19 protein-coding genes are annotated in these 16,800 nt (G+C 48.1%); 12 read left to right on the top strand and 7 right to left on the bottom strand.

Features of this window, described 5'->3' with window-relative positions:
• Positions 1-61 precede the first annotated feature (61 nt).
• The 6 genes from purD (at position 62) to ACU1JV_RS09340 (ending at position 5,062) form a co-directional block, all read left to right on the top strand.
• The gene (gene purD / locus ACU1JV_RS09365; RefSeq protein ID WP_013369481.1) at positions 62-1,327 is read left to right on the top strand and encodes a phosphoribosylamine--glycine ligase; all 1,266 of its coding nucleotides are present in this window, start codon (positions 62-64) and stop codon (positions 1,325-1,327) included.
• 125 nt (positions 1,328-1,452) lie between these two features.
• Positions 1,453-2,130, top strand: a complete 678-nt coding sequence (locus ACU1JV_RS09360) for a TetR/AcrR family transcriptional regulator (RefSeq protein ID WP_413985588.1) — start codon at positions 1,453-1,455, stop codon at positions 2,128-2,130.
• A gap of 97 nt (positions 2,131-2,227) precedes the next feature.
• Positions 2,228-3,085 (top strand): transporter substrate-binding domain-containing protein, encoded by an 858-nt coding sequence (locus ACU1JV_RS09355; RefSeq protein ID WP_040102110.1) that lies wholly within the window; start codon positions 2,228-2,230, stop codon positions 3,083-3,085.
• 85 nt (positions 3,086-3,170) lie between these two features.
• On the top strand, positions 3,171-3,818 hold the full coding sequence (locus tag ACU1JV_RS09350) for an amino acid ABC transporter permease (RefSeq protein WP_069291124.1): 648 nt from the start codon (positions 3,171-3,173) through the stop codon (positions 3,816-3,818).
• A 14-nt stretch (positions 3,819-3,832) separates the two neighbouring features.
• Positions 3,833-4,582: an amino acid ABC transporter ATP-binding protein gene (locus tag ACU1JV_RS09345; RefSeq protein ID WP_013308809.1), complete on the top strand. Its 750-nt coding sequence runs from the start codon at positions 3,833-3,835 to the stop codon at positions 4,580-4,582.
• 54 nt (positions 4,583-4,636) lie between these two features.
• Positions 4,637-5,062: an OsmC family protein gene (locus ACU1JV_RS09340; RefSeq protein ID WP_023987060.1), complete on the top strand. Its 426-nt coding sequence runs from the start codon at positions 4,637-4,639 to the stop codon at positions 5,060-5,062.
• Positions 5,063-5,211: 149 nt separating this feature from the next.
• Here the strand turns inward: ACU1JV_RS09340 and ACU1JV_RS09335 are convergent, their stop codons facing one another.
• From ACU1JV_RS09335 to ACU1JV_RS09315, 5 genes are all read right to left on the bottom strand, one after another.
• Positions 5,212-6,189, bottom strand: coding sequence for a FecCD family ABC transporter permease (locus tag ACU1JV_RS09335; protein WP_413985589.1), 978 nt, complete (start codon positions 6,187-6,189; stop codon positions 5,212-5,214).
• Complete coding sequence (locus ACU1JV_RS09330) at positions 6,186-7,190, bottom strand: FecCD family ABC transporter permease (RefSeq protein WP_413985590.1); 1,005 nt, start codon at positions 7,188-7,190, stop codon at positions 6,186-6,188. The genes ACU1JV_RS09335 and ACU1JV_RS09330 overlap by 4 nt, the downstream gene beginning before the upstream one ends.
• Positions 7,187-8,173 (bottom strand): ABC transporter substrate-binding protein, encoded by a 987-nt coding sequence (locus tag ACU1JV_RS09325; RefSeq protein WP_064962587.1) that lies wholly within the window; start codon positions 8,171-8,173, stop codon positions 7,187-7,189. The genes ACU1JV_RS09330 and ACU1JV_RS09325 overlap by 4 nt, the downstream gene beginning before the upstream one ends.
• A gap of 207 nt (positions 8,174-8,380) precedes the next feature.
• Complete coding sequence (locus ACU1JV_RS09320; protein ID WP_013369490.1) at positions 8,381-9,109, bottom strand: response regulator; 729 nt, start codon at positions 9,107-9,109, stop codon at positions 8,381-8,383.
• Positions 9,102-10,778, bottom strand: coding sequence for an ATP-binding protein (locus ACU1JV_RS09315; RefSeq protein WP_413985591.1), 1,677 nt, complete (start codon positions 10,776-10,778; stop codon positions 9,102-9,104). The genes ACU1JV_RS09320 and ACU1JV_RS09315 overlap by 8 nt, the downstream gene beginning before the upstream one ends.
• Before the next feature lie 161 nt (positions 10,779-10,939).
• On the opposite strand from ACU1JV_RS09315, the gene ACU1JV_RS09310 reads away from it, so the two are divergent.
• Complete coding sequence (locus ACU1JV_RS09310) at positions 10,940-11,233, top strand: putative quinol monooxygenase (RefSeq protein ID WP_058710748.1); 294 nt, start codon at positions 10,940-10,942, stop codon at positions 11,231-11,233.
• A 45-nt stretch (positions 11,234-11,278) separates the two neighbouring features.
• A complete protein-coding gene (locus tag ACU1JV_RS09305; protein WP_013369493.1) occupies positions 11,279-12,103 on the top strand; it encodes an aldo/keto reductase in 825 nt (274 codons plus the stop codon).
• Between the two features lie 91 nt (positions 12,104-12,194).
• Here the strand turns inward: ACU1JV_RS09305 and ACU1JV_RS09300 are convergent, their stop codons facing one another.
• Entirely contained in the window at positions 12,195-12,848 is a 654-nt protein-coding gene (locus ACU1JV_RS09300; RefSeq protein ID WP_064962584.1) for an SdpI family protein, read from the bottom strand.
• Positions 12,845-13,156 carry an autorepressor SdpR family transcription factor gene (locus tag ACU1JV_RS09295; protein ID WP_025676831.1) on the bottom strand — a complete coding sequence of 104 codons (312 nt, stop codon included), beginning with the start codon at positions 13,154-13,156 and terminating at the stop codon, positions 12,845-12,847. Before ACU1JV_RS09295 ends, ACU1JV_RS09300 begins: the two co-directional genes overlap by 4 nt.
• A 213-nt stretch (positions 13,157-13,369) precedes the next feature.
• Between ACU1JV_RS09295 and ACU1JV_RS09290 the strand changes: the two genes are divergently transcribed.
• From ACU1JV_RS09290 to ACU1JV_RS09275, 4 genes are all read left to right on the top strand, one after another.
• On the top strand, positions 13,370-13,981 hold the full coding sequence (locus ACU1JV_RS09290) for an alpha/beta hydrolase (protein WP_413985592.1): 612 nt from the start codon (positions 13,370-13,372) through the stop codon (positions 13,979-13,981).
• Between the two features lie 73 nt (positions 13,982-14,054).
• Positions 14,055-14,279, top strand: a complete 225-nt coding sequence (tlp, locus tag ACU1JV_RS09285; protein ID WP_013369497.1) for a small acid-soluble spore protein Tlp — start codon at positions 14,055-14,057, stop codon at positions 14,277-14,279.
• Between the two features lie 237 nt (positions 14,280-14,516).
• The gene (locus ACU1JV_RS09280) at positions 14,517-15,809 is read left to right on the top strand and encodes an ABC transporter substrate-binding protein (RefSeq protein ID WP_413985593.1); all 1,293 of its coding nucleotides are present in this window, start codon (positions 14,517-14,519) and stop codon (positions 15,807-15,809) included.
• A 27-nt stretch (positions 15,810-15,836) separates the two neighbouring features.
• Entirely contained in the window at positions 15,837-16,799 is a 963-nt protein-coding gene (locus ACU1JV_RS09275; protein ID WP_013369499.1) for a carbohydrate ABC transporter permease, read from the top strand.
• Position 16,800: the final 1 nt, after the last annotated feature.

The following is a 16,800-nucleotide window of genomic DNA, read 5'->3' as shown; positions in this document are numbered from 1 at the left end:
GCGTGAGTTGTGGATGCAGCACACCTGAACGATCATACTGGGAGCGGGAGGAATCACCTGAATGGATATTTTGGTTATCGGAGGGGGCGGTCGCGAACATGCAATTGTGTGGGCGCTGAAGAAAAGCCCCAAGGCCGGACAAATCTATTGTGCGCCAGGTAATGCTGGTATTGGACAATTAGCGGAGTGTGTGCCGATTCCGGTGAGTGAGTTTGACGCGCTGACAGAACTGGCGGAATCCAAAAAAGTCGGACTGGTCGTGGTAGGCCCCGATGATCCGCTGGCAGACGGCATTGTGGATGCCTTTGAAGCCAAAGGCATCCCAGTATTCGGACCGCGTAAAAATGCAGCGGAAATTGAAGGTAGCAAAATCTTTATGAAAGATTTGCTGCATAAATATCAAATTCCGACAGCAACCTATCGCAAATTTTATACCTATGAGGAAGCACATGCCTACTTAAAGGAACAGCCTATTCCGGTGGTCATTAAGGCCGACGGACTGGCAGCAGGCAAAGGCGTGACAGTCGCTTACTCGATGGAGGAAGCGGAAAAGGCGCTGTCCGATATTATGGTGGCAAAGGTATTTGGAGAAGCGGGCGCACAGGTCGTGATCGAGGAGTTCCTCGCTGGACAGGAAATGTCGATTCTTTCCTTTGTTGACGGTGAAACGGTACGGCCGATGGCAGCGGCGCAAGATCACAAGCCGGTTTTTGATGGTGACAAAGGACCGAACACAGGTGGCATGGGAACATATTCCCCGCTGCCTCACATAGCCAATTCCATTATTGAGGAAGCCATTGAGACGATTATTAAGCCGACGGCCAAGGCTATGGTTGCTGAAGGACGCCCGTTCCGTGGTGTTTTATTTGCTGGACTGATGATTTCGCCGGACGGCAAGCCGAAGACCATTGAGTTTAATGCACGTTTTGGTGATCCAGAAACACAAGTCGTATTGCCTCGACTACAATCCGATTTGCTCGATATTTTTCTCGCTGCTGTGAACGGCACGCTGGATCAGGTAGAGATCGAGTGGAAGGATGAAGCTGCGGTGTGTGTGGTACTGGCATCCGGAGGTTATCCTGCAGCTTACGCCAAAGGAGTACCTATCCACGGACTGGACCAGGCAAACGAAGCTATCGTCTTCCATGCCGGAACAGGCATCAACGAACAGGGTGAGTGGGTAACGAACGGCGGACGCGTGTTAGGCGTGGTTGGTTTGGGACGTGACATTGCCGAGGCACGGGACAAAGCTTACGAACAGGCTGCTCATATTACCTTTGAAGGCAAGCAAAACCGTACAGACATTGCGGCAAAAGCATTGCTATAACAGCAATATATAGGATACAGAGGACCTCTTTGGAGGTCCTCTTTTTTCGTTTGACAAAAGTATACTTATCCTATAGGATTAAAAATACAAAACTGACTGACTGATCAATCGGGAGGAGGAAACCCATGCAGCCACGCAAGGCGAAGCAGCCCAAAACCCTTTCGAATGACTCACCTGTTGACCACGGGGGAGAAGAAACAGACCGCAGAACACAGCTTCTTCACATTGCGTTAAAGCGGTTCGCTGAGCAGGGTTATCACCAAACGAAGATTTCAGATATCGTGGTGGAGGCAGGAGTAGCTCAAGGCACATTTTATTGGCATTTTAAAAGTAAAGAGGCCTTGGCGCTGGAGATTATCGCTACAGGTCGTGAACAGCTTTTGTCAGCGATCGGGCAGGGGTATCGCCGTGAAGCGGGAACACTGGCTGATATGGTTAAGGCATCGGAAGCGCTGTTTGTTCGGCTATTTCATTTTGCATTCGAGAACCGTTATCTGATGGGTTTGCTGCTGATCGGCAGTGGTGTCGATGAACCAGTGAGGCAGAGCATCCGTGAAACAAGGACTGCGATGGAGCTTGCATTCCGGCGCAATATGGAGCGAGCGATCGAGCTGAACATGTTGCCTGCCGAATTAGATGTCGAATTAAGGGCAGCACTACTCATGAGCATGATTGAAGGTGTCATTATACGCTGGCTATTCGGTTCAGAGGGAACACATGACCACATCAAGCAGGTATCCGCTACAAGATTGGCAGAAGAGGCTGCTAATTTTGAATTTTACGGGCTATTAGGCCAAAGCTAGACGTCAACATCGCATGAATGAGTATGGGCAACAAATAATATAGCCCAATTACACATACAAACTTAAACATTTACATCTAGACAGGAGAGAACGATACATGAAAACACGTAAAAAAGGATTCTTGGTGACCACACTCATGGCTCTGGCATTGTTTAGCCTTGTGCTGAGCGCTTGCGGTACAAAGCCAGAAGCTTCGAATACTAGCAATGGAGCAGGCAGCAGTAACGAGGCAGCCGCCAATCAGCTCGAAGCCATCAAGAAGGCTGGTGTAATGAAGGTAGGCATGATGGGTACTTACCCGCCGTACAATTTCTTGAACGACAACAAGGAGTTGGACGGGTTTGATGTGGATATTGCCAAAGAATTGGCGAAACGGATTGGAGTAAAAGCGGAGTTCACGGCACAAGAATTTTCGGGACTGATTCCAAGTTTGCAAAAGAAAAAATTCGATGCAGTGGTTAGCCAGGTGGCGATTACAGAGGATCGTAAGAAGGCCATTGACTTCACAGATCCCTATATCACCAATAATGTGAATATTATCGTGAACAGTAAAACCAATGACATTACGACGTTGGAAGACTTTAAAGGCAAAACGATTGGTGTCGGCTTGGGAACAAATGATGAGTCTTATCTGCGCAACGAAGTGCTGCCAAAGGTAGGCGATTTTGAGATCAAAACATATGATGATGTCATTACTTCATTGAAGGATCTAAACTCTGGTCGTATTGATGCAACCATTAACAATCTGTATGCTCTTAAGCCCATTATCGACAAAAACGGATTTCAAATTAAAGCTGTAGGCGAGCCGATTAAATCGGATCAGGCGGCTGTAGCTATTAACCAGAAAACTCCTGAGCTGAAGGAAGCCTTGAACAAGGCTCTGAAGGAAATGAAGGAAGACGGCACTTACAAAACAATTTTCAAAAAATGGTTTGGCGAGGAGCCAAAAGAATAACGTAAGCCTGTTACAGGCGTCTGGCTCCAGTCTTGGCTTTTATGCTGACATGGGGCCACTCGTCTGAAAGAAGGGAATATAACCGATGCTTGAATTAATGTGGGAGAACGTGCCTTTTTTATTGAAGGGCGCTTATTATACGCTATATATTACGATTGTCTCTATGTTTTTTGGCCTAATCATTGGTTTGATTGTTGCTGTGGCCCGGTTGAAGGGGAATCGACCTGTTCGATGGCTGGCGCGCATGTATGTATCGATCATTCGGGGGACGCCGGTTTTGGTGCAGATTGCAGTCATTTATTATGGACTGGATGATTATGGAATATCATTTGGATCGCTTACAGCTGCTTGTCTGGCACTTAGCATTAATACAGGGGCGTACTTATCGGAGACGTTCCGTGGAGCTATTTTAGCTGTACCCCAGGGACAGACCGAGGCAGCTTATGCAACGGGAATGTCGCCCGGTCAAACGATGTGGCGTATTATTCTTCCTCAGGCGGTACGGATCGCAATTGCACCGATGGGGAATACATTTGTAGGTATGCTTAAAGAAACGTCGCTGGTGTCGTTTATCGGGGTCAGTGAATTGATGCGGCAGGCACAGCTTTTACAGGCGCAGTATTTGCTTTACATGCCGTTTCTGCTCGAAATTGGCCTGATGTACTGGATTATGAGCATTGGATTCTCCGCTATACTGGAGCGGGTGGAAAAGCGTCTGGCTCGAGCTTATTAAGGTGGAGATGATAGATGATGATAACAACTAACGGATTAGGTAAACGATTCGGACAGGTAGAGGTTCTGAAAAGCATTGATTTTCAGGTTGCCGCTCGTGAAATCGTCGTATTACTCGGCCCGAGCGGTTCAGGTAAAAGTACCTTGCTGCGCTGCCTGAACGGTCTGGAAGAGCTGTCTTCCGGCAAGTTTGAGGTGAATGGGATTGAGGTCGATGCTACGGCTCCCGTTCGTGTCCGCCAAGCAGCCATTCGTGAGATTCGCAAACAGACAGGGATGGTGTTCCAGCAATTCAATCTGTATCCGCACAAAACCGCAATCGGCAATGTCATTGAAGGACTGCTGACAGTAAAAAAAATGCCGCGCGACAAGGCTATGTCCATCGGACAACGGTTGTTGGAGCGGGTGGGGTTATCGGACAAGCAGGATGTACATCCTTCACGTCTGTCTGGTGGACAACAGCAACGAGTAGCCATTGCGCGTGCGCTGGCGATGGACCCGGCGATTATGCTGTTCGACGAGCCGACATCGGCGCTTGATCCCGAGCTGGTAGGGGAAGTGCTGGGTGTTATGCGAGAGTTGGCTCAAGACGGAATGACAATGGTCGTCGTTACTCATGAGATGAAATTTGCTCGCGAGGTGGCGGACAAGGTCGTATTTATGGCAGATGGTATCATTTTGGAGGAGGCAGCGCCACAGGCGTTTTTTGACACTCCCCAGCATGAGAGAACACAGAAATTTTTACGCCAAATCAGTGAATTTTAAAGTAAGATCGAGGATAAATCATAGATTATTAAGAGGGAAAGAAGGCAATTGAACATGAAAGTATCTACAACTTGGCACGGCAAACGCGCGTTTACTTCGGAGGGACCATCCGGTTATTCCGTTGGGATGGATGCTACGGCGGCTTATGGCGGTGATGGTAAAGGGATGACACCGATGGAACTGCTGTTGGCGGGTCTGGCGGGATGTATGGGCATTGATATTACGATGATTTTGGATCGTTTCTTGTCGGACATTACTCGCATCGATATTGACGCAGAAGGTACGCGCAAGGAAGAAATGCCGACAGGCTTTACAGCGATTGATCTGACATTCCACGTAGATGGAGATATTCCAGATTACCGCGTATGGAAAGCGATTCAGATGGGGAAGGAAAAATATTGTGCAGTATCCGACTCCTTAAAAGCGGAAATTCGGATGCATCTCATTTTGAATGGAACAGAAGTACCCTATCCAGCGTAAGTGGTGAGGGGTGAGGAGAGTCAGCCTGTGTTATATACAGGAGGGCTCTTTTTTTTTATGTTATCTGAGATCGGTGTACAGGTGGGGAGGTAATGCAGCTAAACGCTACGTTATCGTGCAGCGTTTAGCTGTACTGAATAATTTGTCCTTTATCCGCTGCCTTTTTGCTTGCGTTCCCGCAGCAAGAGATACAGGAAATAAGGCGCACCAATCACGGCTGTCACGATGCCAGCGGGAATCTCGAGCGGAGGCTTCAGCCCCCGTCCGAGCGCATCGGCAAGGACGAGAATCAGGGCACCGATCATCGCTGCGCCGGGCAATAGATAACGGTGGCGATTACCAAACAACCGCCGTGCCAGATGTGGTGCCAGCAGTCCTAAAAAGCCGATGGAGCCGATGGCAGCGACACAGGAAGCAGCTAAGGCCACGGATACGGCCAGCAGTCCTGTGCGCATACGCTTCACGCTAAGTCCCAAGCCAGCGGAGCTTTCCTCATCCAGGCCCATAATATCCAGCTTGCGCTGTAGCGTATAGGCGAGAGGTAGCAATACAATTAACCACGGCAAAAGTCCATATACTTCATCCCAGCCTTTGCCCCACAGACTTCCAGCTAGCCAAGTCAGCGTATCGCTGGCTTCAAGTGGATATTTGACCAGAATATAATCGGTTGCAGCCTGAAAAATAGCACCTACCGCCAGCCCGGTTAAGGCTAGCATGTTAGGACGCATGCCTCCCTTCATCGAAAGCTGTACGAGCAGTAGTGCAGCTAATCCGGCACCGACAAAGGCAGCTACAGGCAGTAGCGCCACGGGGGAGGAGGGGAGCAGCACGATGACGAGAACCGCTGCAAAGCCGGCTCCCTTGGACACACCCACCACGTCCGGCGAAGCCAGAGGATTGCGGATCATACCTTGCAGCAGCACGCCAGCTACTGCAAGACCAGCACCAGCCATGACGGCCAGCAGGCCACGAGGCAGGCGATAATGGTGAACGATGAACCAGGAAGAGGCATTTCGGTCAGTCAGCGCCGTGATCAGCTCAGAGGGTGTAATGTAGGTGCTACCCATGCCAATAGCAATAAAAGAAACACCCAACATAAGCACAAGTAAAATCCATAGCCTTTTCATCGTGAAACCCTCCCGTTCTTGTGAGCCAGATATAAAAAGAAGGGCGCGCCCACCAGCGCAGTTACAATACCGACAGGCGATTCATAAGGGAAGGCAATAAACCGCCCAAGCACGTCTGCATATGTCAGCAGCAGAGCTCCGCAGATTGCAGACAAGGGGATGACCCGTTTGTAATTATCGCCTGTAAACACCTTGATGATATTCGGCACCATTAAGCCCACGAAGCCGATGGACCCGGCTACCGCTACAGCAGAGCCTGCCAGCATAATAACTGAGGCTGAGGCCAATAAGCGGACAAGACGTACGTTTTGTCCCAATCCCTGTGCCACCTCTGTACCGAGGCTAAGCACAGATAGCGAGGGGGCCAGCGCCAGCGCAAGGATCATACCCATGGCGAACCATGGCAGTACCAGCCGCGTATCGGCCCAAGTGGACCCGTCGATGGCTCCGGCGAGCCAATACAGTACATCGGATATTTGCTCGTTAAACACGAGCAGTCCCTGAGTGACAGAGGCCAGCAGCAGATGCACTGCCATCCCAGCAAGGGCCAACTTGACTGGCGTCATGCCCGCCGTTCCGGCCAGCGCATATACGAAGGAGCCGCCTGCGATCGCTCCGGCAAAAGCAAAATAAATGCTGCCGGACGACCCGATATTCGGCAGCAGCACGACCGACAGAACGACAGCCAGCGAAGCACCAGAGCTGACTCCAAAAACCTGCGGCGAAGCCAGCGGATTGCGTGTGATAGCCTGCATCAGCGCTCCGGCCACGGCAAGCCCGGCGCCGACGATCAGGCCAATGACGGCACGTGGTAGGCGTATCGTCAAGATAATGAGCTGATCCTTGGACGGATGCTCGGTGAACAGCGCAGTCAGCATGGTGGGGATATCCATCCTGACTGGGCCAATTGCCACGCTCAGCAGCAGTCCAGCCAGCAGCGCGAATAGAAGTGCAAAGACGACCGGCTTATTTAGCCGGTCGCGTAAGGCTTGTCCGATCAACGGGAGCCGTCTCCTTTATTTTGCGCGGGATACAGAAGCGAAATCGCTTGCTCCAGTATTTTCTCGGCAGAGCCGAGTCCACGGTACCGGGTCCACAGTGCCCGGTTTACTTCGTAAACTTCCCCTTTTTTCACGGCCGTAATGTTTTGCCATAACGGATTTTGCTTCCATTCCGCAAGCAGCTTCTCATCGGCTTCCACCAAGAAGATCACATCTGGATCAGCTTGTGCAATCTGCTCCAGTGTCAGCTTGACTGTAGGCTCGCTTGTATTTTGAAGCGCATTGTGGATGCCTGCTTGCTCCAGCAGTTGTCCATCAAAAGATGAAGCGCCGTGAGCCGATAGTGAATCCGAACGGAATACCCCAAGCAATACGCTACGTGACTCACCAGCTTGGATGCCTTCTTTCAGCTTTGCCATGGTAGCTTTATGTGCTGCGAGAATTTGCTCACCCTTTTCCTTCTCACCCAACGCGTCAGCGATAACGCCGAAGGATGCCAGGTTTTGTTCATAAGAGGAATTGCGGCTCTTAAGAACAATGGTAGGAGCAATTTCACTTAGTTCTTTGTATATGCTCTTATGACGGTTTAGATCAGCAATAATCAAATCGGGTTTCAAGGAGCTGATCGTTTCCAGGTTCGGCTGTTTGCGTGTGCCGACAGGTGTAAAGTCGATTTTTTTGCCAAGCAGACCATCGATATCATCATCATTTTCCTGAGCAATGCCGACAGGTGTGATGCCCAGTCGAGTAGTGGCATCGACAAAAGAGAACTCCAGCGTTACGATTCTTTTGGGTTTACCTGTAACTTTGGTTTCTCCCATCTCATGTTTAATGATTCGAGTATCGCCTGTGGCTTGAGGAGCTGCTGCGTTATTATTTTGTGATTGGCCTCCACATCCCGCCATAACGGCTGTCAGTAGTACCAGAATCGCTGCAAGCAGCATGCCTGTGCGTAGTGGTAGTGGCTGTTTTGGTGTTGCCATGTATTGTCCCCCGTTCCAAATATGCTTACCAGAGAAACTGATAATCATTATCAATTAACTAACTGTTGACCATTCTAGCAACCGGGAAGAGGGACGTAAATAATGTGATCATTTAAACCATTTTAGTCTATTAAATGAATTAAGTTCATAAAAGTCACAAGCAACGAGGAGCGCGGAAAGGACAGACCTGGCAGCAAAATTCGGGGATTATGCATTTTCCTGCCGTCTGCGATAGATACGCTCCGGTCTGCCGACGGTCCCGTATACCTGATCATGGTGCGCATCGCCACTTTCCACTAAGTACTCCAGATACCTTCTAGCGGTAGATCGGCTCATACCTAGCTCAATTCCCACTGTACCCGTAGTAACCTCACCTTGTCGATTCAGGAGATCAAGCACCTTTTCGCAAGTGACTTTATCAATGCCTTTGGCCCATAGCTCTCCGACTCCGTTACCCGTCATCCGACCCGTGCCTGCGCTTTGTAGTAGACGGTCAATTTCCGATTGCTCCACCGTAGATTGTTCCTCTTGCCATGTTGTGACTTGGCGGCGAAAACGGGCATATTCCTCTAAGGTCGCTCGCAATCTTTCGAATACGAGCGGCTTTACGATAAAATCAAATACGCCTGCGCGAACCGCTTGTACCACAGTTTCAGCTTCTTTGGCGGCAGTCAGCATAATGACATCTGTACCCGGATAGTGTTGCTTGATGAACGATAGCAGGGTTAGACCATTCGTATCGGGAAAATAAACATCCAGCACGGCTAAAGACGGGCGCAGAACATCTAGTTGAAGCTTTGCCTCAAATTCGTTCGTTGCTATTGCACATACAGTGAACCCGTCCACCTTTTCAATAAATCGTCGGTTAATCTCCGCAATTCGCGGATCATCTTCAATAATAAGAACCTCAATGTCCGATAAAACCCGCTCATTCATGGACGTAACCTCCTTTTGCATTATTGCTCCCCGTGTCTGACCTATTTAAAGGAATGTATACTTCAAAAATGCTACCACCACCAGGCCGTTCATGTACTTTTATGGAGCCACTCATTCGTTCGGTGTACTCCTGCACGAGAGCGAGGCCATATCCGTGTCCTGCCTCTGCTTTGGTTGATGCTCCCTTAACGAACAGTTTTTCCCGGATATCCTCTGAAATACCCGATCCATTATCTGCAACTTCGACGATGATGGCTTCAGTCATTTCTTCTAGCCGGAACCATACCTGTCCGTCAGGTATAGAGCCTATTGCAACTGCTTCCATAGCATTGTCCAGCAGGTTTCCGGCAATGGCAGCAAGAAGCGACCACTCCAACGTAGGAGACGGAGTTGAAAATGCTCCTTTAATATATGAATGGAGTACAATCCCTTTTTCCAACGCCTGTTTTTTCTTGCTGATCAGCAGGCTGGCGATGATTGAATCAGGTGAAAGAGAAGAGGAAACGAAACGATGTACACGATACTCCTCCGATTCCTGAGTAATAAAGTCCACTGCTTCGTCATAACACTCCAACTGAATCAGACCGGATATGAGATATAGCCGATTGGTATATTCATGTGTTTGTGATCGCAGCACATCCACATAATCCTTGACCTCCGTCAACTGCCGCGTCATGCGAAGCAGCTCTGTTTTGTCGCGCAGACTGGCAACCGTGCCCAGCATTCGTCCAAATCGATCCTTGATCGGCACACGGCTGACGACTACGACTCGTTGTTGGATCTCAATTTCTTCATTGAATACGTTCTGTTCCTGATCGGGCTTCATGCTTGGATTCTTCTCGATAAAATCTGTAGCAAGCACATCTGCCAGCTGATCTGCGGCGCCCGCCAAGTGACGAAGCTCGCATCCATAGAGGCTAGTTTCCGGGGGAAGGCCCAGCAAACGAACGGCTTGTGGATTGGCAAGTGTGACTTGTCCACTGCTATTAACCGCGATAATCCCTTCGCCTATGGATTCGAGAATGGCTTGCTTTTCCTGATACAACCGTCCAATCTCTACTGGCTCCAGCCCATGCAGTTCGCGCCGTACCCGTCGTGCTATAACCAAACTTCCTAATATGCCGATCATCAGCGCGCCTATCATGAACCATAGCCATGTATATGTGTATGTACGAATATTTTGCGCCACATCTGTCATCAGAAAACCTACAGAAACGAGTCCGATAGCTTGGCCTTGTTCATTATAGACTGCGGTTTTGGCTCGCAGTGACGGTCCGAGAGAGCCGGTGGATTCCGTAATAAAGGACTGCCCTTGCAGCACCTTAGTATTCAGCGGGTCCATCATAGGCTGTCCGATGCGTTCCAGGTTAACATGCCATTGACGAATGAGATGACGATCTGCAATTGTAATAAAATCAGCCCCGCTGCTGGCTTGAACGGGCTTCACTGCCTCGTTGATCCGCGCACGTAGTTGCGTTGTATCGGTCTGTTCTAGAGCATCCCTGACCTGTGCATCTACCGCAAGCGTATTGGCTACGGTCAGCGCCCTTTTCCCAATCTCTTCATACAAGGCGGAGGTAATCATATAGCGCAAGGATAATCCCAACAGTCCGGTAACGACTAGCACTAGAAGGGATATGAATACCATTAATTTTGTCTGAAAACGCACATGCCTTCACCGCCACTAAACAAAATATAGGAGCAGTTGATCAGCCGATCAACTCCCCAATACGATTCATTTTACTGTATTTCAGAAACGGCCGCACTTTTAATCTATCGAAAGAATGGTCTATAATAGAAATAGTTACATAATGCGAGGAGGAAAATATTATGATTATTATTCATGCTGATATGAAAGTTTTACCAGAAAAAAGAGAAACATTTCTGCAACAAACCCAAGGATTGATCAGCGCATCACAAGCTGAAGAAGGCAACGTGCGCTATACGCTGATGCAGGATTTGAATGATCCCAATGCATTTACGATGGTGGAAGAGTGGAAGGATGCTGCTGCTGTGGATTTCCATAACAATTCTGCCCATTTCCAGGCATTTGTTGCTGCAGCGAAAGAACTGTTGGCTGCTCCGCTTGAAGTGAATGCTTTTCAGGATGCGACCAAACTATAATCATCCCGTTGAATAATTTATAACTAAGAATAGGAGGAGATAGACATGGGGAACATTGCGGATACAGCTTTACTAAATAACGGAGTTCAGATGCCTTGGCTTGGTTTTGGTACGTACAAGGCGGAAGGTAATGAGGTCTACGAAGCAGTCAAAACAGCCATTGAAGTCGGTTACCGTCACATTGATACGGCGGCGATCTACGGCAATGAGGAACTGGTCGGACAAGCCATTCGTGACAGTGGAGCAGCCAGAGAAAATCTGTTTGTGACCACTAAGCTATGGAATCAAGATCAGGGCTACGATTCAACACTGCGTGCCTTCGAGGAAAGCCGCAAACGGCTGGGCCTGGACATTATTGATCTGTATCTCATTCATTGGCCTGGCAAGGACAAGTACAAGGAAACTTGGAAGGCGTTCGAGCGGCTGTATGAAGAAGGAAGCGTACGCGCAATTGGAGTAAGCAACTTCCAAATTCACCATCTCGAAGACCTCCTGAAAGACAGCAATATTGTGCCTGTTATTAATCAGGTAGAGCTTCACCCGCGTCTGACACAGCAAGAGCTGCATCAATACTGCCGGGAGCACCAGATCCAGCTTGAATCGTGGAGTCCTCTGATGAAGGGGAAACTGACGGAGCAGGCAGACATTGTTGAGATTGCTGCTAAATACGGCAAAACGACTTCTCAGGTTATTTTGCGTTGGCATCTGGATCGGGGGATTGTGACGATTCCCAAATCGGTTACCGCGCATCGTATCCGCGAAAATGCCGATTTGTTCGATTTTGAACTGACGACTGAGGATATTGACCGAATCAATGGTCTTCATCTGGATGAGCGTGTAGGCACCCATCCCGATAAACTGTTGTTTTAATTGAATATGTAGATGTAAAAAGAACCTCCTATTCTGCTTTTATCGCGGTTTGGGAGGTTCCTTTTTTAGGTTCAGGTGTGGCTTTGTTTATTTACTTGTTTAGCTTACGATACAACAAGTAAGAATAGAGTACAGGAGAGATAACGGATATGATCAGTACGGTTAGGAAAATGACTACTCCCGCCATTCCACCGATCCATGCCGCCACCAACGCTGAAGCACCGCCAAGCATCATCATAGGCCCCCCGAAACGGTGCGTTTTACGCCATACCTCGGGATTAGACAGAGTCCACGGCGTGCGGATACCGAACGTATAGTTCGGCTGTACCTGAGTCATATAATTCCCCATCACCATCAGCATCAGGCCTATTAACCCTAAAATTATAGCATTCATTTGCAGTCGTATATTCAGGTTATACAGCAGCATTCCCCATCCAGCTACAGCGAGAACTACAGAAACACCTGCACGCGTAACTTCATAGGCTTTTGAAAATTTCTCATAATTAGCTCTGTTGGGGTCCATGTGGCGTGCCAATCGAATGACCAGCGGGACTAGGCCCAACAACACGAGCATGATAATAGAACCACTTTTGCTCGTATACCCGTCTGCTGTATTGTTAAAGTTAATATGCGAGGCTAGAACATTGGGAAGTCGGTCGTACAGCAGTATAGCGCCTATGGCGGGTGATAAGGCAATCAAAGTTGTCAAAACATCCGTCAAGCTCCAAGGTGTTCGAAATTTCATTCAGATTCCTCCCCATCCTTAATATGATTCCTATTTTTTTTCGCAGGGGTATCGGAGTGGGCGATACTGAACATCCAACCGATCACATCCGCTACAACCGTTGTATGCAGGGTGTAGATAATGTTTTGCCCCTGTCGTTCATCCAGCACCAGCCCAGCCTGCTTCAGGATATTGAGATGGTGGGAGATGCTGGGTTTGCTAATTTGAAAATGTTCAGCTACTTCGCCTGCGCTCATGCTTTTTTCCTTTAAAAGCTGCAAGATTGTACGCCGGGTCGGATCAGCCAAAGCTTTGAAGGCATCGTTCAAAATACATTTCCTCCTTTAGATATTTAGATAATATTCTAAATATCTAACACCATAGTAAAATACAGCTATACTACATGTCAATGGAATAAGACATCATTTTAGAAAAAATGAACGAGGTCAATTATGTTTGTATAAAGCAGTGAAATGGGCTATAATCAATTTATACAAAAAATAAGATTCTTAATTTAAAGTTAATTAGAGGAGGGAATAGATATGAAACACGTCTTTCGTAAAGGAAATGATCCGCTAGCCCCGGTTATTTTGCTGTTGCATGGTACCGGCGGGAATGAACAAGATTTGCTACCCTTGGCTGATATGGTAGCACCGGGAGCGTCTGTGCTGGGCGTGAGAGGTAATGTATTGGAAAATGGGATGCCGCGCTTCTTTCGCCGTTTGGCTGAGGGGGTATTCGATATTGAGGATCTCGTATTTCGTACCAAAGAACTAAGCGAATTTGTAGATTCAGCTGCAGAGCAATATGATTTTGACCGTAACAACGTGGTGGCTCTGGGCTATTCCAATGGAGCCAACATAGCGGCCAGTATGCTCTTTCATGATGCAAAAGCGTTACGTGGGGCCATTCTCCATCATGCCATGGTGCCATTGCGAGGGCTGCAACTGCCGGACTTGAACGGTGTCCCTGTATTTCTGTCTTCTGGTGAAAATGACCCGATTGTTCCAGCGGCGGAATCTCAGGAGCTGCAAGCCCTGCTGGAGGGGGCCGGAGCGCAGGTGGAAGCCTACTTGGAACGCAATGGTCATCAATTGACTCGCACTGAAGCCGAAGCAGCAGGCCAATGGTTTGGAAAGCATTTTAATGTATAAAATAACTCGATAACGATCAAGCTACGGTTTAGCGCTCTAGTGAGCGATTCTATGATTAGGAGGCGTTAAACCGATGGCAAAACCGGATAATCGAGCAGATAATGTGGAGCATTTGCAACAAAATATTCAGAATACATTGCAGAATCTTCATGAGGCTGAAGGATACCTAAACGAATTTTCCTCTGAAATCAGCAATGAGGAGCGTAAGCAGATCGAAGAAAAAAATAATCGTCGTAAACAAAGTATTAGATCATTTCGAGAAGAAGTGAAAGACGAAGCAGCACATTCGCAAGAGTAGTTAACATAGCGCGACCCAACTCCGAGTTTCAATTGAAGTTGGGTCGTTTTTTTATGCAGAAATCATCATATTCCCATCCAATTCATTTTCCCCCTATAATGCAATGAGATCTGTTTTACACAAAAACGAATTTTTTTTGAATAATGTTGTTGTAAACTAATTTGTATTGATGTTAAATAATAAAAGAAAGCGCAATCATTTACGAATTAGGATTTCATCATGCGAAGGGGGAAGGATATGCTGCTGCAAAGAAAAAGCATGGCTTTGATGCTTATGGCGGTGGTTTTGATGGCTGGACTGCTGCAAGGTTGTTCTTTCAAGAGCGATGAAAAGGATGGGCCGGGAACAGAACTTGTATTGTGGACTTTCAATGAACTGCATGAGAAGTTTTTTCTGCAAATGGCTGACCAATGGAACCAACAGCACCCTGATGAATTGATTAATTTGAAAGCGAATACATTTCCTTATGACAACCACCACAGCAAGCTCTCGATTGCGTTGCAATCAGGGGTGGGAGCGCCGGATATCGCGGATATTGAGGTGAACAAGATTGGTAATTTCCTCAAAGGAATACCGCAACTGGTCCCGCTCAATCCGGTGATTGACCCTGAGATCAATAACATTGTGCCTTCCAGAGTACAGATTTACGGCAAAGACGGTAAGTATTACGGCATTGACTTCCACGTTGGAGCCGAAGTGATGTATTACAATAAAGAGATTATGGATCAGGCGGGGGTAGACCCGGATTCCATCGTTACCTGGGCAGACTATGCTGCTGCTGGCAAGCAAGTGCTGGCAAAAACGGGCAAGCCGATGGCAACCTTGGAGACCAATGACCTGTGGAGCTACTGGCCGATGATCTCACAGCAAAATTCAGATTTTTTGGATGACAAGGGCGAGTTGACGCTGGATAACGAAACCAATATTAAAACACTCGAGTTTCTCCAACAGATGATAAAAGACAAAATCGCTATTCCCGCACCGGGCGGCGGGCATCATATGGAGGAATACTACGGGTTTATGAACAAAGGCGGGGCCGCTTCGGTGTGGATGCCGATGTGGTATATGGGACGTTTTACGGATTACATGCCTGACTTGAAAGAGAAAATCATCATTAGACCGATGCCGGCGTGGGAAAAAGGCGGCTATCGCTCAGCAGGTATGGGCGGGACCGGAACGGTAGTCACGAACCAGTCAAAGCACCAGGATTTGGCGATGCGTTTTCTAGCCTTTGCCAAGCTGTCCAAGCAAGGGAATGTGGAGATTTGGAAGCAGCTAGGGTTTGATCCCATCCGCAGTGAAGTGTGGACCATGCCGGAAGCCAAAGCCAAAAATAAATTTACGGAGTATTTCGGAACGAATATTTTTGACACGCTGATCGAAGTCAAAGATGAGATCAATGCGGTGCATATCGGACCGAAAACGCCTGACATCGCCAGTGCTGTACGCAATAAAATACTTTATCGGACACTACAGAGTGGCGAAGATCCAGCCACGGTGCTGCATGAGCTAGCAGATGAACTGAGATAGACCCCAACAGGAAAGGGAGTGAGATTCATGGCAACGCCCGTTCATACGAACGCTAATGTACCGACAGGTCAGCCGCCAAAAACTCAGCGTCCGACCAGAAGTCAATGGAGCCGATTTATTCATTCCAGTCGTACGGCACCGTATGTATTTGTCCTTCCATTTTTACTGTCCTTTGCACTGTTTTTTGCGTATCCGGTCATCTCGACGGTCATTATGAGCTTTCAGGAAGTTCTGCCGGGGATAACAACTTACGTGGGCCTGGAAAATTATAAGGATTTAATGAATCCTACATTTGGAAAAGCGATATTGAACAGCGTCCTGTACACGTTGCTTACACTGGTCGTGCTGATTCCTCTGCCACTGGTACTGGCGGTATTGCTGAATTCGCCTAAAATGCCGGGCAGAGGGCTGTTTCGCTCCGTGATGTTTATACCCGCACTAACCTCAGTGGTGGTAGCAGGAACAATCTTCCGACTCATGTTCGGGGAATTGGACGGCTCGCTGATGAACTCCCTGTTGGGGCTATTCGGTCTTGAGCCTTACAAATGGCTAATGAACGCGAACACCGGCTTTTTAGCGTTGATCGTGCTGGCCTTATGGAGATGGCTAGGCGTAAATATGCTGTACTACATGTCGGGACTCCAGAATATTCCTCCCGAGTTGTATGAAGCTGCACAGATTGATGGAGCCAGTCGTTTCGATTCATTTTGGCGGATTACGATTCCTATGCTGAAACCCGTGACGATCTACGTATTTACGATTAGTATTTATGCCGGGTTATCCATGTTCACCGAGAGCTATATGTTGTGGAACGGAAATAACTCCCCGAATGATATTGGATTAACGATTGTTGGCTATCTCTATCGCCAAGGTCTGGAACAGAATAGTATGGGCTTTGGAGCGGCGGTGGGCATTGTATTGCTCGTATTCACATTAGTACTGAACCTGATCCAGCTCAAATTTTTTGGCATGTTTCGGAAGGAGGATTAAG

The organism is Paenibacillus sp. T2-29 (genome assembly GCF_052921365.1).
The sequence above is the reverse complement of the archived record's forward strand: the minus strand, read 5'-3'. Positions and strand labels throughout refer to the sequence as shown.